The organism is Aeromonas sp. Y311-2 (assembly GCF_027706025.1).
In the GTDB taxonomy this organism is placed as follows: domain Bacteria; phylum Pseudomonadota; class Gammaproteobacteria; order Enterobacterales; family Aeromonadaceae; genus Aeromonas; species Aeromonas veronii.
Genome location: NZ_JAPDCL010000005.1, coordinates 1 through 21,999 on the forward strand (window position 1 = coordinate 1; position 21,999 = coordinate 21,999).

At 60.7% G+C, this 21,999-nt stretch carries 17 protein-coding genes and 1 riboswitch; of the genes, 6 read left to right on the plus strand and 11 right to left on the minus strand.

Annotation, left to right across the window (positions count from 1 at the left end; translation table 11 throughout):
- Positions 1-878 precede the first annotated feature (878 nt).
- The 5 genes from pepE to OKC42_RS06510 all read right to left on the minus strand — a co-directional run bounded on the left by pepE (position 879) and on the right by OKC42_RS06510 (position 6,144).
- Complete coding sequence (gene pepE, locus OKC42_RS06490) at positions 879-1,604, minus strand: dipeptidase PepE (RefSeq protein WP_236376612.1); 726 nt, start codon at positions 1,602-1,604, stop codon at positions 879-881.
- Between the two features lie 244 nt (positions 1,605-1,848).
- Positions 1,849-3,210, minus strand: a complete 1,362-nt coding sequence (locus OKC42_RS06495; protein WP_270819266.1) for an endonuclease/exonuclease/phosphatase family protein — start codon at positions 3,208-3,210, stop codon at positions 1,849-1,851.
- 230 nt (positions 3,211-3,440) lie between these two features.
- Complete coding sequence (locus tag OKC42_RS06500) at positions 3,441-4,253, minus strand: heme ABC transporter ATP-binding protein (protein ID WP_075115017.1); 813 nt, start codon at positions 4,251-4,253, stop codon at positions 3,441-3,443.
- An 11-nt stretch (positions 4,254-4,264) separates the two neighbouring features.
- A complete protein-coding gene (locus tag OKC42_RS06505) occupies positions 4,265-5,296 on the minus strand; it encodes a FecCD family ABC transporter permease (protein ID WP_270819269.1) in 1,032 nt (343 codons plus the stop codon).
- Complete coding sequence (locus OKC42_RS06510) at positions 5,293-6,144, minus strand: heme/hemin ABC transporter substrate-binding protein (RefSeq protein WP_042080088.1); 852 nt, start codon at positions 6,142-6,144, stop codon at positions 5,293-5,295. Before OKC42_RS06510 ends, OKC42_RS06505 begins: the two co-directional genes overlap by 4 nt.
- A gap of 170 nt (positions 6,145-6,314) precedes the next feature.
- Here OKC42_RS06510 and hutX point away from each other — a divergent pair, with 170 nt between their 5' ends.
- Positions 6,315-6,827, plus strand: a complete 513-nt coding sequence (gene hutX, locus OKC42_RS06515) for a heme utilization cystosolic carrier protein HutX (RefSeq protein WP_005362516.1) — start codon at positions 6,315-6,317, stop codon at positions 6,825-6,827.
- Positions 6,824-7,381, plus strand: a complete 558-nt coding sequence (gene hutZ / locus OKC42_RS06520) for a heme utilization protein HutZ (RefSeq protein ID WP_005335257.1) — start codon at positions 6,824-6,826, stop codon at positions 7,379-7,381. Before hutX ends, hutZ begins: the two co-directional genes overlap by 4 nt.
- Positions 7,382-7,468: 87 nt before the next feature.
- Here the strand turns inward: hutZ and OKC42_RS06525 are convergent, their stop codons facing one another.
- Genes OKC42_RS06525 through OKC42_RS06535 form a run of 3 tightly spaced genes read right to left on the minus strand, consistent with a single transcriptional unit; the run spans position 7,469 to position 9,441 of the window.
- Positions 7,469-7,852: a hypothetical protein gene (locus OKC42_RS06525; protein WP_005335256.1), complete on the minus strand. Its 384-nt coding sequence runs from the start codon at positions 7,850-7,852 to the stop codon at positions 7,469-7,471.
- A 37-nt stretch (positions 7,853-7,889) separates the two neighbouring features.
- Positions 7,890-8,444, minus strand: a complete 555-nt coding sequence (locus OKC42_RS06530) for a cysteine hydrolase family protein (protein ID WP_005348211.1) — start codon at positions 8,442-8,444, stop codon at positions 7,890-7,892.
- Positions 8,445-8,469: 25 nt separating this feature from the next.
- Entirely contained in the window at positions 8,470-9,441 is a 972-nt protein-coding gene (locus tag OKC42_RS06535; RefSeq protein WP_270819270.1) for a ChaN family lipoprotein, read from the minus strand.
- A gap of 193 nt (positions 9,442-9,634) precedes the next feature.
- On the opposite strand from OKC42_RS06535, the gene OKC42_RS06540 reads away from it, so the two are divergent.
- Complete coding sequence (locus tag OKC42_RS06540; protein WP_005354204.1) at positions 9,635-11,740, plus strand: TonB-dependent hemoglobin/transferrin/lactoferrin family receptor; 2,106 nt, start codon at positions 9,635-9,637, stop codon at positions 11,738-11,740.
- Between the two features lie 285 nt (positions 11,741-12,025).
- Positions 12,026-13,180, plus strand: a complete 1,155-nt coding sequence (locus OKC42_RS06545) for a 3-phenylpropionate MFS transporter (RefSeq protein ID WP_213386645.1) — start codon at positions 12,026-12,028, stop codon at positions 13,178-13,180.
- Positions 13,181-13,257: 77 nt separating this feature from the next.
- Here OKC42_RS06545 and OKC42_RS06550 read toward each other — a convergent pair whose 3' ends face one another.
- From OKC42_RS06550 to OKC42_RS06560, 3 genes are read right to left on the minus strand one after another with little or no spacing between them, the layout of a single operon-like run.
- Positions 13,258-14,475, minus strand: a complete 1,218-nt coding sequence (locus OKC42_RS06550; protein WP_270819272.1) for a hypothetical protein — start codon at positions 14,473-14,475, stop codon at positions 13,258-13,260.
- Positions 14,476-14,482: 7 nt separating this feature from the next.
- Complete coding sequence (locus tag OKC42_RS06555) at positions 14,483-14,692, minus strand: helix-turn-helix domain-containing protein (protein ID WP_005348179.1); 210 nt, start codon at positions 14,690-14,692, stop codon at positions 14,483-14,485.
- Positions 14,693-14,699: 7 nt separating this feature from the next.
- The gene (locus tag OKC42_RS06560; protein WP_270819273.1) at positions 14,700-15,248 is read right to left on the minus strand and encodes a DUF2975 domain-containing protein; all 549 of its coding nucleotides are present in this window, start codon (positions 15,246-15,248) and stop codon (positions 14,700-14,702) included.
- 215 nt (positions 15,249-15,463) lie between these two features.
- Between OKC42_RS06560 and OKC42_RS06565 the strand changes: the two genes are divergently transcribed.
- Both OKC42_RS06565 and OKC42_RS06570 read left to right on the plus strand, forming a co-directional pair.
- Positions 15,464-18,919, plus strand: a complete 3,456-nt coding sequence (locus OKC42_RS06565; RefSeq protein ID WP_270819274.1) for a hybrid sensor histidine kinase/response regulator — start codon at positions 15,464-15,466, stop codon at positions 18,917-18,919.
- 234 nt (positions 18,920-19,153) lie between these two features.
- A riboswitch (cyclic di-GMP riboswitch) is annotated at positions 19,154-19,241 on the plus strand.
- A 103-nt stretch (positions 19,242-19,344) separates the two neighbouring features.
- Positions 19,345-21,939: a glycosyl hydrolase family 18 protein gene (locus OKC42_RS06570; protein ID WP_236268819.1), complete on the plus strand. Its 2,595-nt coding sequence runs from the start codon at positions 19,345-19,347 to the stop codon at positions 21,937-21,939.
- Positions 21,940-21,999 lie beyond the last annotated feature (60 nt).

Consider the following 21,999-nt stretch of genomic DNA (forward strand, 5'->3'; position numbering starts at 1 on the left):
GAGAGTATAAGATCACACCCTGTTCGGTCGGTCAAATCCTCGTGCCCTGCTTAAAAAACGTTCGCGATCTTGCCCTGCTCTGACTCGTTGGAATAGTAATCCGCTACCAGATGTTTTTGCTGCTTCTCTATTAATTGTTTTTGTAGTCATGAGTTTGCTGTCATTAATGAAATTTATTAATCCTAACACATTGAGTAATAGGTGCAATACGTTCCTCAAGGAAGTTTTCTCATTATCATTTCACTGGTGATAGATACGCTCTCTTGTAACGTCTAACCCTATGTATCAATTTTCATGGAACTGATTTTTAGTATATAGCGTCACCGGGGCATACAGAGGAATCGGGAACTATGAGCATTGAGTGATTACCGCTGTATCGCAAAGCAAATTTATGAGGGGTTAGGCTGTCTTGGTAAATGATAAATTCGTTTTGGGTTGCAGTTTGTTACCATTCCTGAACACTGAAGCGCTGGCTTGCTCGGTGTAGTGTGTGCGTTTTGTAGAAGTATTTTGTTAGCAGTGATAGCTCTAAGCTGTCAGTTAAGAGTCGAAATGTTAAATGTAAAATTTGACATATCTTGTCAAGTTTTTGTCAAATTCATGACAACTTGTTTTGACATGCAGCTTATACCGGAATGAGGTGTCTTTCCGTGGATCCTCATCGTGTCAAGAGATTGGTCATTCGGGGGTATTGCATTGGCGAGCATCGTGTCGATGGCGGCGCCCGCAAGGTGCTGGTGACCCTGCAGGGGGAGTAGTCAGGCTACAACCGGCTAACAGGCAAGGAGAAAAAAGAGGGATGGCGCCGAGCCATCCCTCTTTTGTTTCTACGTTGCTGTGAGCCATCTGCCTGCCAGTGGTTCGGCGCTCTTCGTGGTTTAGCCGACCTTGAAGGGGGTCAGCTCGGCCAGCGGGGCGGCGTCCATAAAGGCTTGCGGCTCCTGACCGTGTTTGAAGATCTTGAAGTCCTGCTCGCGGGCGCTCCAGTACTCAACGGTATCGCCGCTGATCTGTAGCAGGCTCGCTTCGCGCAGAGCCACCACATATTCGCTCGGGTTGATGGCACAGAATTCGGCCAGACGCTCGTCGCGGGTCTCGCCCATGTGGCCGCTGATGCTGGCGTCCAGATAGTGCGGGTTGATCTGCAGCGGGAACAGCCCCAGCGCTGGCAGTACGGCTGCGTTGCAGACCGGCATGTCGTTGGTGGTGCGGATGCTCGGGGTCGCCACGTTGCAACCGGCGCTCCAGCCCACATAGGGGACGCCCCGCTCACGCACGGCGCGCTGGATCGGCACGATCAGGCTGTTTTCATGCAGCATCTGGTTGAGGCGCCAGGTGTTGCCGCCACTGACAAAGATGGCGTCGGCCTGATTGACGGCTGCGACCGGATCATCGAAGTGGTGAATGCTGATGGTCTCGATCCCGAGGCTCTCGGTAAGTTCGTTGGCGCGGGCATCCCAGTCGCTGCGGATCACCGCGTAGGGGATGAGCAGGATGCGCTTGACCTGTTTGCGCACGAGCAGGCTTTGAACCCGATCTCGGGCCCAGCCGAGCAGACCCGGAAATTCGTTGGCTTTACCGTTGCTAAGCAGAAGCAGTTCCATCAAATCGTTCCTCAAAAAGTGAAAGCGGAGGAGGGAGGGCCACCGGATCCGCCGTGCGGCCGGATAGCAAGAGGAGGCATGCTACCACCATTGGCGCGGCGGTTCTGTGATCGCGAGGCCCATTCAACGGCTATGGATGCGTTATGGATGGATAACTCAATGCCAACAGGTGGATTAATAAGCAGCGCTTCGCTCGCTGACCATCGCCAATAAAAGACCCCGCCGCAGCGGGGTCATGGCAGAGTTAGTCGAGTTTGAGATCGACCCACACCATGCGGTGATCCGAACTGACTCCCTTGGCGATGCCGAGTTTCGCATCATAGACCAGGTGATAACCGGCCTCGAAGCTGGCAGGCCAGAAGACGCCGCTCTTGACCGCGTTGAGGTTGGCGGAGGGGATGACGTGATCCAGCTGCAGCACGCTGGAGTTGGTGATCCGTTCCGGGTTGGGGCGAGTGAGGTTGCGTTTGCAGTCGGCCCCTTTGCTGACACACTCCGGGCCCCCTTCGCTGACCGGGATCAGGGTGCCATTGGTGATGGCCTGATTCATCAGCGGGTTGTTTAGCAGATCCTGAATGGCGGTCAGGTCGCCGTCACCGGTGAGCGGATCGGCGTTGAGATCGCCTGCGATAACGAACTTGGCGTTTTTGGCCAGCCCACCCTTGGTGCCCTTGTCATCGGTCATGTAGCTGAGACCCTTGACGTAGTCGTTCCAGAAGGCGATCTCGGCACGGTTGTGCTTGACGGTGTGACGCGCCGCGTTCGCAAAGATCGGCGGGGTCGGGTGGGAGATCAGGAAGTGGATCACCTCTTCCCCTTTCTCGGTCTTAATGCGTACCGGCACATCGGCGTGGTTCTTAGAGGAGAGCGGGTACTGCTGCCAGGCTGCGTCTGAATACCAGGCATCGCCACACTGGCGGCTGGCCGGGATCTTGACCTTGGGATTGTTGCAGTCATCGATGATGGGATTCTGCTCGCCCGGCATATCCTTCCACTTGAAGTTCTGGAAGGTGCGGATCTGCTTGGTGTCGATGGGGTATTTGGACATCACCGCAAAGGCATACTGGCCGTGGTAGTTGCCAAAGCCCCAGGCATCGTCGGGGCCGCTGTTGACTTTGCCATCCAGATTGAGGTCATAACCGCTCATCAGGCCGGTGTTGGTGGCGAAATTCTGCATCACCGGATAGCTGATGGCCGTCACCTCTGCGTGCTGGGCGTGGGCCAGATAGTTGTCGTTGAAGGCTTTCAGATCGGCGGTGCTCTCGCCTTTGCCGTCGTTGTCGAACTCGTTGAGCAGGAACACATCCGGGCGGGTGCGCTGGATGATCTCCGCCACGTTGCGGATCTGCTGCACGTTCTTGGCTTTGGTTTCCGTGGCGCCGCTCAGGCTCCCTTCGGCGAGGCGGGCCAGCAGGGCATCCTGCTCGGTGCGGGTCAGCGCCAGCTCGCCAGTCAGCATACCGGCGGCAGTGCGGTCAAAAGAGAGGTTGAAGGTGGCAAAACGAACCATGGGATCAGCTGCCTTTGAGTCGTTGTCGCTGTTGCAGCCAGCCAGCATCCCGAGGGAAATGGCGGCAGCCAGTAGGGTCTTGTTGATATTTTTCATTGTAATTATTCCGTAGCATCAATGAGTTATGCCTTCTGTGAGGCGGCGCCATTATAAGTAGACGGCGATGCTGCGGGGATTTTGCCTGAGCAAAGTGTGAGGATATTCACACCACATAGCTGGCGATGATGAATGTTAGCAGGGCGATATGGGGTGTGAAAAACCGGTTTATACGCTGCAGTTTCCGGGATGAATAGCGCGCTTCCAGCCGTTACCGCACTCTGAATTTGTCACACCACCATCGGCAGGCCGCTCTCGGGGTGGTGGATCACCTGTGCCGGATAGTCATAGAGCCGGGCGATCAGCTCGGGGGTCAGCACCTCGGCAGGTGTGCCATCGGCCATCAGCTTGCCCCGTTCCAGCATCACCAGCCGATCGGCATAGCGCGCCGCCAGATTGAGGTCGTGCAGCACCACCAGCACTGCTGTATTGCGGCTTGCCAGGGCGCGCGCCATGGTGAGCAGTTGGTGCTGGTATTTCAGATCCAGCGCCGAGGTGGGTTCGTCGAGCAGCAGCAAGCGGGGTTGCTCGGCCTGCTCGGTCGGAGAGGGGGCCTGCCAGATCTGCGCCAGCACCCGGGCAAACTGCACCCGCTGCCGCTCGCCGCCGGAGAGCCCGGGATAGAGCCGCTTGGCCAGATGCTCGACTCCAGCATGGGTCATGGCCGCAGCCACAATTTCGTCGCGCCGCGCCGCCGGTTCACTGTGGGGCAAGCGTCCCATGGCGACCACTTCCTCGCAGAGAAAGGGGAAGTTGAGGGAGGAGCTTTGCGGCAATACCCCGAGCCGGTGGGCCAGCTGGCTGCTGTCCCACTGCTGGCGATCCGCGCCAAACAGGGTGATGGAACCCTCATATTCCAGCTCGCCGGTCAGGCACTTGAGCAGCGAGCTCTTGCCCGCCCCGTTGGGGCCGAGCAGCGCGGTGAGGGTACCGCTCTCGAGGTCGAGATTGAGCCCATCCAGGATCTGGCGCTGGCCACGGCGCAGGCTGAGTCGGCTGCAGCTCAACAGGGGGGCGGAGAGTGAGGATGAGAGTGGTTGCATAACAGTCCGTATCACAGGGCGCGGCGGCCTTTTACCAGCAGCCAGATGAAGAAGGGGGCGCCGAGCAGGGCGGTGATGATGCCCACCGGCAGCTCGGCCGGGGCCAGCAGGGTGCGTGCCAGCATATCGGCTGCCAGCAGCAGGGCGGCGCCAAGCAGGGCCGATAGCGGCAGCAACCTGACATGGTTGGGGCCCGCCAGCAGGCGTACCAGATGGGGCACTACCAGCCCGACGAAGCCGATCATCCCCGATACCGCCACCGCCACCCCGACGCCCGCTGCGGTGAGCAAAATCAGGCGACGTTTGAGGGATTGCACATTGACCCCCAGATGACGGGCCTCTCCTTCACCCAGCAGCAGGGCGTTGAGTGGATTGGCATCGCGCATAAAGAGCCACAGCAGGGCCACCAGGGTGAGCAGGGCCAGCGCCACATCGGCCGGTTTGCCTGCCGCCAGCGTGCCCATCTGCCACAGGCTCAGATTGCGGAGCATCTGATCGTCCGCCAGATAGGTGAGCAGGCCGATCACTGCACCGGAGAGCGCCGTGATGGCGACCCCGGCCAGTAGCATGACGGTGACTGAGGTGCCCCCCTCACGGGTGCCGAGCAGATAGACCAAGGTGGTGGTGAGCGCGCCGCCGAGAAAGGCGAGCAGCGGCAGCAGACCAACCCCGATGGTGGCTTGCAGATGCTGGCCGAGGGGGGCCAGTAGCACGATGGCGAGCGCCGCGCCGAGCGCAGCACCGCCGGAGACACCTATGATGCCGGGGTCAGCCAGGGGGTTGCGAAACAGCCCCTGCATCACTGCGCCACAGAGCCCGAGGATCCCCCCCACTGCGATGCAGAGCAGGGTACGCGGCAGGCGAATTTCCTGCACGATCAGCAGCTTGTGTGACTCAATCCCGCTCTCCTGCCCGGCAAACAGCGCCCACAGACTCTCGCCCAGGGTGAGGGTCATGGGGCCGGTTGCCAGCGAACCGAGCAGCAACAGTGCCAGTGCGGCTGTGGTAAAGGCCAGCAGCCAGGAGAGGGGTAACCGCATCATGACCCCTGCTTGATCCACTGGGCGATCTGGTTCGCCTGTTGCAGGGAGTTGAGGCTCAGGCCCCCTTGCAGGGCGTGGCCGTCGATGGCGTGAATGGCGTTACGCTTGCCAGCCGGGGTGGCGGCCAGGGCGGGCACTTCCGCCAGCACCTTGGCCGGATCGGCATATTGCTGCCAGTCACGACCGCTGACCAGCACCAGATCGGGCTGCATCTCGATGAGGGATTCTGCGGATACCGGCTTGTAGTTGCGCAACTCGGCGACCGGATTGATGCCGCCTGCCAGCGAGATCAGCGCGCTGGCAGTGGTGTCACCCCCGGCGATGCTGGTGGGTTGCCCCTTGTGCAGCAGCAGGAAGGCGACCTTGAGCGGTTTGTTCTGTTTGGCTTGCGCCGCCAGCTGATCGGTCTGGGCCTGGATCTCTGCCTTTAGGCGATCGCCAGCTGCTTTATCGCCCAGCAGGCTGGAGAGGGTGTCGATGCGCTGGTTGAGGTTGGCGAGAGTCGGCGCGGTATCCAGCACCTCCACCTTGACCCCGGCACGGCGCAGCTGATCCAGGGTCGGGGCCGGCCCCATCTCGTCACTGCCCACCAGTCGGGTGGGGGAGAGGCTCAGGATCCCTTCGGCGGCCAGTGCCCGGTGATAACCCACCTTGGGCAACCCTTTTGGCAAGGGACTGCTGACATCGGTGGCGATCAGGCTCGATTCACCGCCAAGGGCCAGAATGAGTTCTGTAGTGGCCGGGCCGATACTGACGATACGCTCTTTCTGTCCGTCGGCGGCAACGGCAGAGAAGGGAGAGAGTGAACTGCAGAGCAGGGTGATGGCGAGGGCAAGACGACGGCCCATGCTAACCTCCGAAGGGGTGAATGAAACGGGTGTGCCGCCGAGAATATCAAGGCTTTGGAAAAAATGCACTGATAATGATAGCAATTATCAATTGCATTGGTTTCGGTGCTTTATTAGAGTAGCCGCCATGATAAACAGCGGGACAATATGGTCCCGCAGAGGGAGAAAACATGAGCATTGCACAACGCATTCACGCGCTGCTGGAGCAGGATCCCGGCGCTCATCCGTCCACCCTGGCGGCCCAGCTTGCCATCAGCGAATGGGAGGTGGTTCGCCATCTGCCCGCCGAGCTGGTGACCCTGCTACCCGCCGATCGCGCACAAGGTCTGCTGGAAGATCTGGCCGACTGGGGCCCGGTGACCACCATCGTCGAATCAGAAGGTTCCATCTTCGAGGTAAAAGCCCCCTTCCCGAAAGGCAAGGACGCACGCGGTTACTACAACCTGATGGGCCGCGACGGTGAGCTGCATGGTCACCTCAAGCTCGACAACGTGGCGGGGATTGCGCTGGTCAGCAAGCTGTTCATGGGCAAGGAGGGGCACTCCTTCCAGTTCTTCGGTCACTCCGGCCGCTGCATTTTCAAGGTCTATCTGGGTCGCGACGAGAAACGCCAGCTGCTGGCCGATCAGGTCACCCGTTTCATGGCGTTGCGCCACAACTCTCAAGAGGAAGTCAAAGCATGAGTGAACGTCAGGAGCGTCTGCAGAACCGCCTGCAACCGGAGATCCGCGAGTTTCGCGACAGCTGCCGTACCCTGCAGCTCGCCACCGTCGATGGCGAAGGCAATCCCAACGCCAGCTATGCCCCGTTCGTGCTGCAGGAAGATGGCTACTATGTGCTGATCTCCGAGATCGCTCGCCACGCCCGCAACCTGCAACAGGTGCCGCGAGTATCCCTGATGCTGATCGAGGATGAGAGCGGTGCCCGCGAGCTGTTTGCCCGCAAGCGCTTGACCTTCGATGCGGTAGCCGAAGTGGTGGCCCGTGACGACGCTCGCTGGAGCAAGGCGGTCGCAGCGCTGGAGGGGCGTTTTGGCGAGATCATCAAGGGTCTCTCCAACCTCAAGGATTTCAAACTGTTCCGCCTCAAGCCGGAGCAGGGGCTGTTCGTCAAGGGCTTCGGCCAGGCGTTCGCGGTCTCCGGTGACGAGCTGGTGGATTTCGTCCATCTGGTGGAGGGGCACAAGCGCATCGACAACGGTGCCGAGCTCACCAGCCCGGCCGATGCGCCGGTCTGATAATCTCTGTCGACCACGACAGCCGTCATAACAAAACGGGCAGCCACTGGGCTGCCCGTTTTTATTGCGTTATTTCATCAGGCCTGTTCAATCCTGCCAGGAGGCCTTGTTGGGAAAGGCGCGACGATCGGCGTCAGTGGCCGTTTCGTTGCACTCTCCCCGCACCTTCCAGGAGGTCTGGCTCAGCACTATGTAGCCCTGGCGACAATACTGCTTGGTTGCCAGAGTCTCGGTCAGCAGGTTCTCCTGCAAGGCTTCCCGCTGTTCCAGCAGCCGCTGGCTCTGGGCCGCCGAGAGGCCGCGCGGCAAGGTGTCGTTGGGCGCGGCTTCAAAGGTGAACCGCTTGCTCCCCTCCTCGTTGATGTGGGTCAGAAACAGGGGTTCCGGCCCGTCATACTTCTGGCCGGGCAAGCTGGAGCAGGCCGACAGCAGGGGAACAATCAACAACAGGGTGGCAGACAACAGGCGCACGACAGACTCCAGTGAGAAACGAGGCGAGGCTCGCAGATTAGCACGGCTGCAGGGCGGGTGTTACTGCCAGCAGCTCGTCGGTGGTGAGCAGGGTCACACTGCGCCCCTCCGGCAGGCTGAGGTGGCGCCACATCCAGTGATGGTGCTCGGTGATCTGGGCCGCGCTCAGGTGGGGGCGATCGGCGGTGGTGTGACCATCGCTCAACACCAGCACCTCGTACCCATGGGAGGCGGCACTGCGCACCGTGGTGTCGACGCAAAAATCGGTGGCACAGCCACAGAGAATGAGTCGATCGACCGGCTGCTCGGCCAGCAGGAAGGCGAGCTCGGTGTCGAGAAAGCTGTCACAGGCCGTTTTGCGCACCCGGCTCTCTCCCTTGGCCGGTTGCAGCGCACTGTGCAACTGCCAACCTGGGGTGCCTGGTTCCAGTTCGGTACCGGGGGGCGAGTCATGCTGGATATAGATGACCCGTCCCTGTTGCTGCCTGACATGGGCCGCAGCCCGATTGATATTGGCCAGCACCTGCTCCTGGCGGTAACGGGGCTCGTTGAACAAGCCTTGCTGCACATCGATGATCAGTAACACATCCATATTTTACCCGCCGTTTCCTGGAAGATTAGGGTTGCAGCCACTGGCTGCAGTCACGACTGCGGGATTGATGCAGCGCGCCCATATCTTGCTTCATCTCGTCACTGTTTTGCCAGCGCTTAGGCAGCGGCATGATGGTTACCTGCACATCGGCTGCGGGATCTGCAACAGAGGTCTCATCTGTGCGGGGTACGACCAGCGCTACCTTGAGGGCAGGATTGCGGCTAGCGATGCGACTGGCGAGCCCAAGCCCCCCCTCGACGTGGAAATTGCCGGCGATATGCATGATCTGCTGGCCCGGGTGCTTGGCGAGATAATCCACCATGCTCTCGGCCATGGTGTCATCCCAACTGGTCTGGGCGGCGAAGCGGCGGGCGTTGCTGTCGGCATCGCCGTGGTGCATGGAGGCCATAAATTTCTGGCGATAGGGATCATCCCCCAGCGTCAGTTGGCGGGCCAGCTGGCTGCGACGTGCGGCTGGCAGTTTGTCGAGCCACTTAGCTCCCTCCTGACCGACACAGCTCACCAGCGGCTTGGGGGCGTTGGCGGCGATCATCGGCATCTGGTGCGCTTTGGCAAACTCCACCAGCGGACGGTAGTCGCTCGGATAGTTGGGCCAGGCGTTGCCTTCGCGGATCAAGGCCGCTTCACCAATCTGGTTCGTCAGATAGGCATCCAGCGTCTTCTGATCGGCGCGGCTGAACTGCTCCATGGAGAGGGCCAATGGCCGCCCGTGCTGCTGACCTGCGGTGTAGAGCCCGCTCAGCAGGCGCGATTGCAACAGATGCACGGCGGGATGGCTGTGCAGCTCACCCACCAGAATGATGTCGGCGTCGGCAATGCGCGCGATTGCTTGCTCCAGCGTCAGGTCTGCATCTCCCTCGCTACTTAGCCGGTAGTCATAGAGCGTCTGCAACTGTGATGACTGGGTCGGTTGGGTGGGGGTGGCACAGGCTGCCAGCAGCAGCGGCAGGGCGAGCAGGGGAAGTCGTCTAATCATGGGATCTCACGGCTGATATGCCCGGATGCCGATGCATCTCGGGGGGCTAATAGAGAATAAGGGCAACACAGGGCGACAGTGTAAAACCAATTTGGTTCAAAACAAATGAGAATGATTTCGTTTCTTGTTGATCTTTGTCGAGAGCCGGGTAATATGCGGCCTGTTTGATAACAGTTCTCAATAAGGATTCGCTGTGACCCATCATAACGCACTCTCTCTGGTTGCCCTCGCCGTGGCGGCCGGTCTCTCCTCCCAGGTCTTTGCTGCCACCCAGAAGGCGGATGAAGTCGTGGTCGTCAGCGGCTCACGGATGGAGCAAAAACTGGAAGATGTCTCCGGCCCCATCTCGGTGATCACCGCCAAGCAGATTGAAGAGCAGGTCGTCACCAACGTCGCCGACCTGTTCCGCTACGAACCCGGTGTGACCGTGCTCGGCGGTCAGGGGGATGCGCAGACCTTCATCATCCGCGGTATGGGGGAAAACCGGGTCAAGGTGGTGCGCGACGGTGTGCGCCAGAACGATGCCTACAGCAAGGGCGGTGTTGGCCAGAGCTACTTCGATACCGACATGATCAAGCAGGTAGAAGTAGCCAAGGGGCCCGCTTCTGCGGCCTACGGCTCCGATGCGCTGGGTGGCGTGATTGCCATCACCACCAAGGATGCCAGCGACTTCCTCAAGGGCAAGGATAGCTATCTGGATGTGACCAGCGGTTACGCCTCCAGCAGCCACCAGAAGATGGCGGGCTTTACCGGCGCCCTGCGCACCGGCGAAGTGGAGAACCTGCTGCGCTACACCTGGCGCGATGGCGGTGTGACCCAGAATTTCGACTCCACCAAAAACGACTTCGATATCGGTACCCACGCCCTGCTGCTCAAGAGCAAGTGGAACCTCTCCGATGAGCAGTTCCTCAAGCTGACCGTTGACTACCTGACCGATGGCGAGGAGCCGGATGCGGTCAAGCTCAACAAGGTCGGTACCGGTACTGCCCGTGTCTTTGATCAGCCCATCACCGACAAGCAGACCGACAACCTCTCTGTGGTGCTGGATCACGGCATCGCGCTGAATCAAGGTTGGGCCGATCGGATGGATAGCAAGGTTTACTTTGCCCGCACCAAGCAGACGCTGGATCAGTACGCCTCATCCAAGTATCCGGTCAGCCCCGGCAACCCCTATGTGACCAAAAACTCGCTGGATCACAACGTGTTCGATCAGAAGAACATCGGCGCCCAGCTGCAGTTCCACAAGGCGGTCGCCAACCACCGCCTGGCCTGGGGGGCTGAATACGAGCACACCGACAACGAACGTACCCGTTACAAGGGGCCGACGACTCCCGGTGATTTTGTCGGCTACAACGAGCTGAGTTTCCCGGCTACCACCAGCGAGCGCAGCGCCCTGTGGGCCTTTGACGAGATCAAGTTTGGCGAGCGCTGGGTACTGACCCCGGGTGCACGTTATGACTACTACCGGATGACCCCGGACAACGATCCGGCCTACACCGGCGACAAGCTGCACAAGTTCTCCGAAGGGGAGTTGTCACCCAAGCTGGGTCTGGTGTTCAAGGCCCACGAGGCGGCCAACCTGTTCGCCCAGTACAGCCACGGTTTCAAGGCCCCCATGTATGACAGCGCCTTCTCCACCCTGAACCATCAGGCGTACGGCTATCGCATCGAGCCCAACCCGAACCTCAATCCGGAGAGCAGCGACGGCATCGATCTCGGCGTACGTGGCAGCAGCAACGGCTTCAGCTATGAAGTAGCCAGCTTCTACAACAAGTTTGAAGACTTCATCGAGATGGTGGAAGTGGGCAAAGAGGGAAGAACCGCCGTCTACCAGTACCAGAACCTGAGCAAGGCGACCACCAAAGGGGTCGAAGCCAAGGCGGATTACTGGCTCAACGATATCGTCAATGTCTGGGGCAACCTCGCCTACATCGAAGGCAAGGATGGGGATGGCAACTACATCAACAGCCTGAGCCCGCTCAATGGCTCGATCGGTGTGCGTCTGGAACAGTCCCAATGGAACTTCAACACCGCGCTGCGCTTTGCTGACGACATGGACAAAGTCCGTAAAGACAGCAAAGGCAACGATTACGTGAAGAGCGCCGGTTGGGGTGTGGTAGATATGTACGCCCAGTTCAACCCGATGACCGACCTGCAGCTCAACGTCGGGGTCTTCAACCTGTTTGACAAGGAGTACACCAGCTACGAGCGCATCGCCGGTCGTGCCGAGGGCTCCGATAACAGCATGATGACCGAACCGGGCCGCAACCTGAGTGCACGGGTCAAATACGTATTCTAAAGAGCAAACAACAGACGCAGATGATCAAAGGGGCTTCGGCCCCTTTTTTGTCGCCGCCATGTTGTGACGATGGAGCAGAGGTTTGCCTAAAAAAAGAAACCCGCCATAGGCGGGTGGAAGGATTGCAACACTAACCAGGAGGAGGTGTTACTAGGTAGACCCCGCCTATTCGGTAATAGTTCAATTTTATTGAAGTTTTTTCGATTTCTTCGCGGGGTTTCCATCGGGATCTGCGGGGGAGGATGGGTTATCATTCTGCTCCCGTCATCCGGTTGCAGAGGATCTATGCCCGCGTTCTCCTGGTTAGCGCTTTTTTTCGGCGCCTTCTATTTTGTCTACGGCGCTTACTTGCCGTTCTGGTCGCTCTGGCTGGAGGGGGTGGGCGTCAGCGCCGAGATGATTGGTCTCCTGCTGGGGGCGGGGATGGCGATCCGCTTTGCCGGCAACCTGATGGTGATGGGGCAGATCAAGGGGGCGGGCCATCTGCTGCCGGTTACTCGGTTGCTCTCCCTGCTCAGTCTGCTGGCGTTTCTCGGCTTCTATCTCAGTCATAACCTCTGGTGGCTGGTGGGTTTGACCCTGCTGGCGAACTTTATCTATCCGACCCTGATGCCGGTGGGGGAGGCGCTGGCGACCCGCATGGTGGTGCAGGCGCACCTCGATTACGGCAAGGTGCGGCTGTGCGGCTCCTTTGCCTTTATCGTCGCCTCTACCTTGGTGGGGGCGCTGGTGGGCAACTTCGGTAGTGACTGGATTTTGCACACCATGGTGGCGGGGCTGGTGCTGATGCTGCTGCTCAGCTGGCTGCCGCTCTATCCGGCGCCACAGGATAGTCAGGGCGAGCGCGCCAAGGCGTCCTTGCTGGCAACCCTGCGCAGCGCGTCGGTGCGCCGCTTCCTGTTGCTGACAGCGCTGCTGCAGGGGAGCCACGCCGCCTATTACGGTTTCAGCGCCATCTACTGGAAGGCGCAAGGATATAGCGGCACCATCATCGGCTATCTCTGGGCGCTCGGGGTGGTGGCGGAGATCTGTATGTTTGCCGCCGACAAGCGTTTCTTGCAGCGCTTTGGCGCCCAGAGTCTCTTTATCGCCGGAGCCATCGGTTGTGTGGTGCGCTGGGTATTGCTGGGTGCCTCGACCGAGTTGTGGGTGCTGGTGCTGGGGCAATTGCTCCACTCGGTGACGTTCGGCATGAGTCATCTGGGGGCGGTGCGTTTTATGACTCGCCAGCTGCCCGCCGAGCAGTTGATCCCGACTCAGGCGCTCTATGCGGCCCTTGGCCTCGGCATGACGGTGGCGGCCCTGATGGCGCTCTGCGGCGTGCTGTTCGAGCCTCTCGGCGGTGGCATCTTCTTCCTGATGGTGCTGGTGGTCTTGCCGGTGTTCTTCCTGCGGCTGCGCCCCTTTGCGCCGTCTGCGCAGGAGAGTGCTCCAGCCTGATATTTGTCTATTTGAATCATCACCTAACAAAAGGGAGAGCCACGGCTCTCCCTTTTTCGTTACTGCGGTTTGTGGCGCTACTGCTGCTCGCCAAGATAGAGGCGGCTGAGGCGGCGCCAGGTATCCGAGCCGATGGTGCCGGCAAGCAGCTCATTGGAGGCGGCATCAAAGCGGCCATCCGGCAGCCAGCCCAGTTGGGGCAGCAGTTGGGCCAGCGTCACGTCATTGTGCTGCAGCTCCCGCTCCAGCGCTTCCCAGAAGGCGCTCCCCTTGACGTAAAAGAGCGGGTAGTAGGAGTGATCGCCCGTCAGCACCTCGCGAGCTGCCCGATAGAGGCCGCTCTCGCTATGGGGCAGCTGTTTGCCCCGCTCGGCCAGCTCGTTGACCGCCGTGACTTGATGCAGCCGAAAGCGGCGCAGCGCTTTGATAGCGAGGTACTCGGCGAGGCTCTCATTGACCCAGGTGGGTTGTGGAGCAGTATGGCGAGTGCTGAGGATATGCACCGCCTCGTGGGCCGAGGTGCGCAGCAGGCGCAAGGGGGCCTGTGGCGTCGGCTTGCCAGCCTCGGTGGGGTAGTTGGCGACAAACACCTGATCCCCAGCTGCGCCGCCAAGGGATCGGGTCGCCACATCCCGCCCCAGCCACACCAGTTGCCACGGGTGAGTGGGGGGATCCACATCGAGCTGGAAGGCCAGATAGTCGATGATCTCATTCAGTTGCTGCTGTAAGGCCTGCAGATCGAACTGGTTGGCGGTCTCGTCATGGCTCAGCACCAGCCGCGGATCCGGCTTGGTGACGGGCATTGTGTCCAGACCAAACGGCAGGATCAGCGGCGGCTGGTTGACATCCGGCAGTGGTTGGCAGCTGCCATCCGGCAGACAAACCTTTCCTTGGCGACTCCCCATCTGGCGCACAAAGTTACCCCACTCGGTCAATAGCCACTGATTGGGTGCGAACAGAAGCGACTGTTGGGCCGAGGCATCAGCACCCTCTGCCGGAGCCGGTGTGAGCGTGATCTGCCAGCCAACCTCTTTGCAGGAGAAGGGCTGGTTGAGGGCAACCGGCTGGTTGTCTGCAAGGCAGACCAGCGCGGGGGAAACCGGCGTGGCACTGCCCGGCAACTGACGAGCGGGGAGCAGGGTAAAGGGAGGTTTGCCCTGCATGGTGAGGCGCACTTGCAGCACATTGGCGCTGGCGCCCTGCTCGATAAGGTAGCGGGGGCCGTTCGCGTCATTGCCAGCGCAGGCCCACAGCGGCAGCAGCCACAGGGCAAACAGGGTGATATGACGACTCATAAGAGGGTTAGCGCTCCTGCTCGTAGCCCAGCAGATCGCCGGGCTGGCAATTGAGTTCACGGCAGATGGCCTCCAGGGTGGAGAAGCGCACCGCCTTGGCGTGGCCATTCTTGAGGATCGAGAGGTTGGCCTCGGTGATGTCGATGCGCTGGGCCAGCTCGCGGGCGGTCATTTTGCGCTCTGCCAGCAGGGCATCGAGTCGGATGATAATGGGCATACGTTCCTCACACCGTCAGTTGCTGTTCATCGGCCAGCAGTTTGGCCTCGCGCATGACCAGTGCCAGCGCCAATACGATCAGTCCCGCCAGCAGTACCCGGAAATCGGAGGTACTCAGCGCTATGGTACCGAGTACTTCCGGGCCTCTCATGGTGAGCACCGTATCCAGCAAGGGGGTCAGGATCAATTCGACCAGGAAGGTTGTACAGAGCAGCAGTCCGATCTGCCGATAGCGGCGGATCTGCTCGAAGGTGAAGAGCAGACCGGCGCGGTAGCCACGAAACAGCTGGCGCAGTTGCCAGAGCATCATCATAAAGACCAGATCCGGCAACAGCTGCACTAGGGTGCCGAGCAGCCGGGTGGAGAAGTGAAGGGTATAGTCGGCAGGATTGATGCCGGGGCGGCTCAAGATGGTGTTGAGCTTCTCCTGCAGAAAATCGGCGCCACCGAAGGGGGTCCACACCTCCAACAAGGTGATCAAAGGGGTCGCCAGCAGTGCCAGCAGTAGCAGCCATTCGATCAGCATGCTCGAGCGTTCGAGTTTGTTGGAGATCATCTCATTCCTCACTGTGATGGTTTTATCTGAAAGGTAAAGTTTATCGTTTATCAATATTCATATCGGCAATGTTTATTGTTTTACGATATGCAGTCAAGATAAAACTTATTGAAAAACGATAATTTCAATCTGTCCGAAGGGGATGACTTTTGGCAGCAGCCTCTCTAGACTGGCGAGGCTGTATACAAAAACTCAACATGGACAAGGAGTTATCGATGCACCAGGGATGGCTGCTGATCGGATTGTCGCTCACCTATCTGGGGCTGCTGTTTCTGATCGCCTTCGTGGCAGACAAGCACAAACGGCACCGTCTCAAGGGGCAACCGCTGCTCTACAGCCTGTCGCTGGCGGTCTACTGCACCTCCTGGACCTTCTTCGGCACCGTGGGGCAGGCGAGTGAATCCCCCTGGTCGCCGGTGCCCATCTACCTTGGCCCCATGCTGGTCTTTCTGTTTGGCTGGCGGCTGCTGGCCCGCCTTATTCTGGTGGCCAAGCGCGAGCACATCACCTCCATCGCCGACTTTATCGCTGCCCGTTACGGCAAATCCCAGCGGCTTGCCATGGTGATCGCCCTCATCGCCATCATGGGGATCCTCCCCTATCTGGTGTTGCAGCTCAAAGCCATCGTCACCGGGCTGGATCTGCTGATGGTCAACAGCGGTGGCATCAGCCCGACCAGCAATACCAGCGAGCTGGCGCTCGGGGTCACTCTGCTGCTGGCGCTGTTCAGCATCCTGTTCGGCACCCGCCATCTCGATGCCACCGAGCACCACAGGGGGATGGTGGTGGCCATTGCTTTCGAGTCGGTGGTCAAGTTGCTGGCCTTTATCGCGGTGGGGGGCTTTGCCCTCTGGCTGATCCTGAGCAAACCGGGCGAGGCTCACGAGCAGGTGACCCGCGACTTCTTTGCACAGGTGGTGGCGGTGAGCCCCGGCAACCTGCTGGAGCTTGCCATCTATACGGTGTTGGCGATGTGCGCCGTTATCTGCCTGCCGCGCCAGTTTCATGTGACTGTGGTGGAGAACAATCAGGGGCAGGATCTGCACTGGGCGCGCTGGATCTTCCCGCTCTACCTGTTCGTGATGGGGCTCTTTATCTGGCCGCTGGCACTGGCGGGCAAACAGTGGGTGGGGGCTGACATGGCCTCCGACACCTATGTGATCAGTCTGCCGATGGCCCTCGGTTTCGATGGCATGGCGATGCTGGCGTTTCTCGGCGGCACCTCGGCGGCCACCGGCATGGTGATCGTCTGCACCATAGCGCTGGCCATCATGGTGAGCAACGATCTGGTGCTGCCGGTGCTGCTGCGTCGCTTCTGGCGGCAGGGGCGCGACGAGCGGCTGGTTCGGCTGCTGTTGCAGGTGCGCCGTGGCGCCATCCTGCTGATCTTGCTGGCGGCCTGGGGGCTCTACCTCTGGCTCGGCGATCTCACCAGCTTGTCGCGCATCGGTTACCTCTCCTTTGGCGCGGTGGCCCAGTTTGCGCCGGCCCTGCTGCTCGGTCTCTACTGGCGTCACGGCAATCGCAAGGGGGTCTATCTCGGTCTCTTCCTTGGGGTGAGTCTCTGGTTCGTCACCCTGCTGGTGGAGAGCGGGCTGCTGGCCGGTTCACCGCTAGCAGCACTGCTGGCGCCGCCGGACTGGCCCGCATTTCGCGAGCTGAGTCTCGGGGCCTGGTGCATCTTCCTGAGCCTGCTGTTCAACCTGCTTGGCTATGTGGCCGGTTCCTTGTTGTCTCGCCCTGCGGTGAGCGAGCGGCTGCAGGCGGCCAACTTTGTCGGCAAGCCGAGCCGCGATACCGCCGCCCTCTATCAGGCGCGGGTCTCGGTCAAGGAGCTGGAGATGCTGGCGGCCCGCTTTGTCGGTTCAAGCCGGGTCAAACGCGCCTTTGGTCGCTTCGCCGGTGAGCGGGGCGGCACCCTTGCTCCGCAGATGCAGGCCTCGGCCGAGCTGATTGCCCACACCGAGCGGCTGCTGGCGGGGGTGTTTGGCACCTCGTCGGCACGGCTGGTGCTCGCCTCGGCCCTGCAGGGGCGCAACATGCAGCTCGAGGAGATCGCCACCATAGTCGATGAGGCCTCCGACGTGTTTCGCTTTAACCGCGGCCTGCTGCAGGGGGCGATCGAGCATATCGGGCAGGGGATCTCGGTGGTGGACAGGGAGCTTCGGCTGGTGGCCTGGAACCGCCGCTACATCGAGCTGTTCCACTATCCGCCCGGGCTTATTCAGGCAGGGCGCCCCATCGAGGAGATCATTCGCTACAACGCCCAGCAGGGGCTCTGTGGCCCCGGTGATATCGAGGATCATGTGGCGCGGCGGGTCGCCTTTATGAAGCGCGGCAGCGCCCATATCTCGGCGCGGGAGCGCCCGGACGGGCGGGTGATCGAGATGCAGGGCAACCCCATGCCCGCCGGTGGTTTTGTCATGACCTTTACCGACATCACGCCGTTTCGCGATGCGGAGCGGGTGCTGCGCGAAGCGAACGAACATCTGGAGGCGCGGGTGGCCGAGCGTACCCGTGAGCTCTCCGAACTCAACCGCCAACTGCTGCTGGTGAACCAGCAGGTGGAGCGGGCCAATCAATCCAAGAGCCGTTTTCTGGCGGCGGTCAGCCACGATCTGACCCAACCCCTTAATGCCGCCAAGCTGTTTACCTCCTCCCTGCTGGAGATGTTGCCCGATGCTGGCGAGCAGGCCCGCATCGCCCGCCATATCGACGATGCGCTGGGAGCGACCGAGGATCTCATCACCGATCTGCTCGATATCTCGCGGCTCGAAGCGGGCAAGTTCAAGGCCAAGAAGCTCGACTTTGCCCTGCGCGATCTGCTCGACAACCTCAAGGCGGAGTTTGGCGTGCTGGCGCAGGCTGGGGGGATCCACTTCTCGGTGGTGGAGAGCAAGCACGCGGTACACAGCGATGTGCGGCTGCTGCGCCGGGTGCTGCAGAACTTCCTCACCAATGCGTTTCGCTACAACCCGGGGGGCCGGGTGCTGCTCGGTTGCCGCCGGATGGGGGAGAAGATCCGCATCGAGGTATGGGACAACGGCCCCGGCATCCCGCAGGACAAGCAGGAGGCGATCTTCGACGAGTTCTCCCGCCTCGATCACTCCCGCACCGCCAAGGAACAGGGGCTGGGTCTGGGGCTCGCCATCGCCCGCGGCATCTCGCAGGTGCTCGGTCATCAGCTCACATTGCAGAGCTGGCCGGGTAAAGGGTCGGTCTTTGCGGTGACCCTCAATCTGGCGACCCGGCCGGTCACGGCCCATCAGTTGGCGGCGCCGGTGGTGCGTGACAGCCAGCTGGAAGGTGTAGCCGTGCTCTGTATCGACAATGAGCGGGACATTCTGACCGCCATGAGCACCCTGCTCGGCCGTTGGGGCTGCGAGGTGCGCTGCGCCGTCGATCTGGCCGAAGCCGAGGCGCTGGTAGCAGAGGGTTTTGTGCCGAGACTGGTGCTCTCTGACTACCACCTCGACGATGGCAAGACCGGGTTGGAGGCGCTCGCTGCCCTGCAACGGGTGTGTGGCGACGAGCTGGGAGGCATCATCATCAGTGCCGATCGCAAGAGCGAGTTGCAGGTGCAGATCCGCGAGCGGGGGTATGGCTACATCAGCAAACCGGTCAAACCGCTCAAACTGCGGGCTCTGATGAACAGTCTGCTGCTGCGCTAGCCGCAGCCGGGGCTGCTAGCCGTGAACCTGCTCACAAAACTGCGCAATGATCCCGTGGACCCTGGTCATGGATAAATGCCGAAAACAGAGATTTATTGGCGAAGATCTCTTCATCTCCCTGCGCAATCGCCGCCAGTTACAGTATTGGCTTGCCACTGTCGGTCAACGCCGACAGTGGCAGACCGGATTGGCTCACTCTATAGTCGGGATGCGATTTTTTGCATCGCAAATGAAGTAACCGAAGGGCAAACCGATCGCAAGATCGGGACGCAAAGCTTCCGGTCCAGGGATGAGCCGTACTTGAGATAGCGGGGCCACCACAGGTTGTTGTGCACCTTTGCCAAGAGGCCGCACTGCCGTCTGCGTTACCTGTCAGGGCGTAGCCCTTTTCGTTGCCAACATAACGAAATAGGGAAATATAAAAAATGCTAAGTCCAAAGCCTACCATGCTGGCCCTCGCGGTCGGTCTGTGCTGCGCCTCGTCCGCTTATGCTGCGGCGCCCGGCAAGCCCACCATCGGATGGGGCCCCACCAAGTTTTCCATCGTTGAAGTCGATCAGGCGGCCACTGCCTACAACAATCTGGTCAAGGTAAAGGATGCCGCCGATGTGGAGGTGAACTGGAACCTCTGGAGCGGCGATCTGGGCCAGAGTGCCAAGGTACTGCTCAATGGTCAGGAGGTGTGGTCCGGCCCCTCGGCCGCGGCGGGCAGCGCCAAATTCAAGGTGAAGAAAGGGGGGCGCTACCAGATGCAGGTGGCGCTGTGCAACGCCGATGGCTGTACCCTCTCTGATGCCAAGGAGATTGTGGTCGCCGATACCGACGGCAGCCATCTGGCACCACTCAAGGCGCCACTGCAGGAGAACAACAAGCCCTACGCCAACAAGTCCGGCAAGGTGGTCGGTACTTACTACGTGGAGTGGGGGGTCTATGGCCGCAAGTTTACGGTGGACAAGATCCCGGCCCAGAACCTGACCCATATCCTCTATGGTTTCACCCCCATCTGCGGCGGGGATGGCCTCAACGACAGCCTCAAGGAGATCGAAGGGAGCTTCCAGGCGCTGCAGCGGGCGTGTGCCGGCCGGGCCGACTTCAAGGTGGCGATGCACGATCCCTGGGCCGCCATCCAGATGCCGCAAGGCAACCTCACTGCCCATGACGAGCCCTACAAGGGCAACTTTGGCGCCCTGATGGCGCTCAAGCAGGCCTATCCGAACCTCAAGATCCTCCCCTCGGTCGGCGGTTGGACCCTCTCCGACCCCTTCTACTTCCTCGGTGACAAAACCAAGCGTGACGTGTTTGTCGGCTCGGTGAAAGAGTTCCTGCAGACCTGGAAGTTCTTCGACGGTGTGGATATCGACTGGGAGTACCCGGGCGGACAGGGCGCCAACCCGAAACTGGGCAGCCCGAGTGATGGTGCCACCTATGTGGTGCTGATGAAGGAGCTGCGGGCCATGCTCGACGAGCTGGAGGCCGAAACCGGGCGCCAGTATGAGCTCACCTCGGCCATTGGTGCGGGGGGGGACAAGATCCAGGATGTGGACTACAAGGCGGCCCAGCCCTACATGGATCACATCTTCATGATGACTTACGACTACAACGGTGCCTGGAGCAACACCGAGCTGGGCCACCAGACCAACCTCTATGCGGCGAGCTGGGATCCCGATACCAAGTACACCACCGACAAGGCGGTCAATCAGCTGCTGGCGCAGGGGGTTGAACCGGGCAAGCTGGTGGTCGGGGCCGCCATGTATGGCCGTGGCTGGACCGGGGTGAGCGGTTATCAGGGCAGCAACCCCTTCACCGGCAAGGCGACCGGCAAGGTGAAAGGCACCTGGGAGGACGGGGTGGTGGATTACCGCGACATCGTCAACAACCGGATGGGGGCGGGCTGGGAGAAGGGCTATGACGAAGTGGCCGAGGCGCCCTATCTGTTCAAGGCGGCGACCGGCGATCTCATCACCTATGACAACGAACGCTCGGTCAAGGCCAAGGGGCAGTATGTGCTGGCCAACAAGCTCGGTGGCCTCTTCTCATGGGAGATCGATGCCGACAACGGCGACATCCTCAACGCCATGCACGAGGGGCTGGGCCACGGCGAGGGGACGACTCCACCAGCCAACAAGCCGCCGCTGGCCAACGCGGGCAGTGACCTCAAGGTGACCGGCCCGACCGAGGTGACGCTGGATGGGTCAGCCTCCCACGATCCGGAAAACAGCGCGCTCAGCTACAGCTGGAAGCAGATCTCCGGCCCGCAGGCTGCCCTGCTCGATGCCACTCAGGCCAAGGCCCGTGTTGTACTCGATGCCGTGTCCGCCGACATCAATCTGGTGTTCGAGCTGACAGTGACCGATGACCAGCAGTTGAGTGCCAAGGATCAGGTGGTGGTGACCAACAAGGCGCCGCAGGCCAATCTGGCGCCGGTGGTGAGTGTACCTGCCACGGCCTCTGTGGAGGCGGGTAAGCTGGTGACCATCAAGGCGACCGCCTCTGATCCGAACGGTGATCCGTTGACCTATCAGTGGAGCGTGCCGGCAGGCATCACCGCAACGGGTCAGAACAGCGCCACTCTGGTGGTCACCGGCCCGAGCGTCACCAGCGACACCGGCTATGACCTCAGCGTCACCGTCTCCGACGGTGGGTTGGATGCCAGTGCGGCAACCCGTCTGACGGTCAAACCGGTCAGCAACGGTAGTGGTTGCACGGCGACCGATCCGGATGCGGCCAATTGGCCAGTCTGGAAAGCGGCCAGCACCTATAACAGCGGCGACAAGGTGAGCCACAACCAGCTGGTATGGCAGGCCAAGTACTGGACCCAGGGCAACGAGCCGAGCCGCACTGCGGATCAGTGGTTGCTGGTGAGCAAGGTGCAACTGGGTTGGGATGCCAATGTGGCCTACAACGGTGGCGAGCTCACCACCCATAACGGCCGTCAGTGGAAGGCGCAGTACTGGACCAAGGGCAATGAGCCCGGCAAACACGACGTCTGGCAGGATGTGGGAGCCGCCAGCTGTAAATAAGCATTGAATGGTGGCGGGGTATGCCAGTCATGCCCCGTTTTTTCTCCCCGCTTAGCCAAA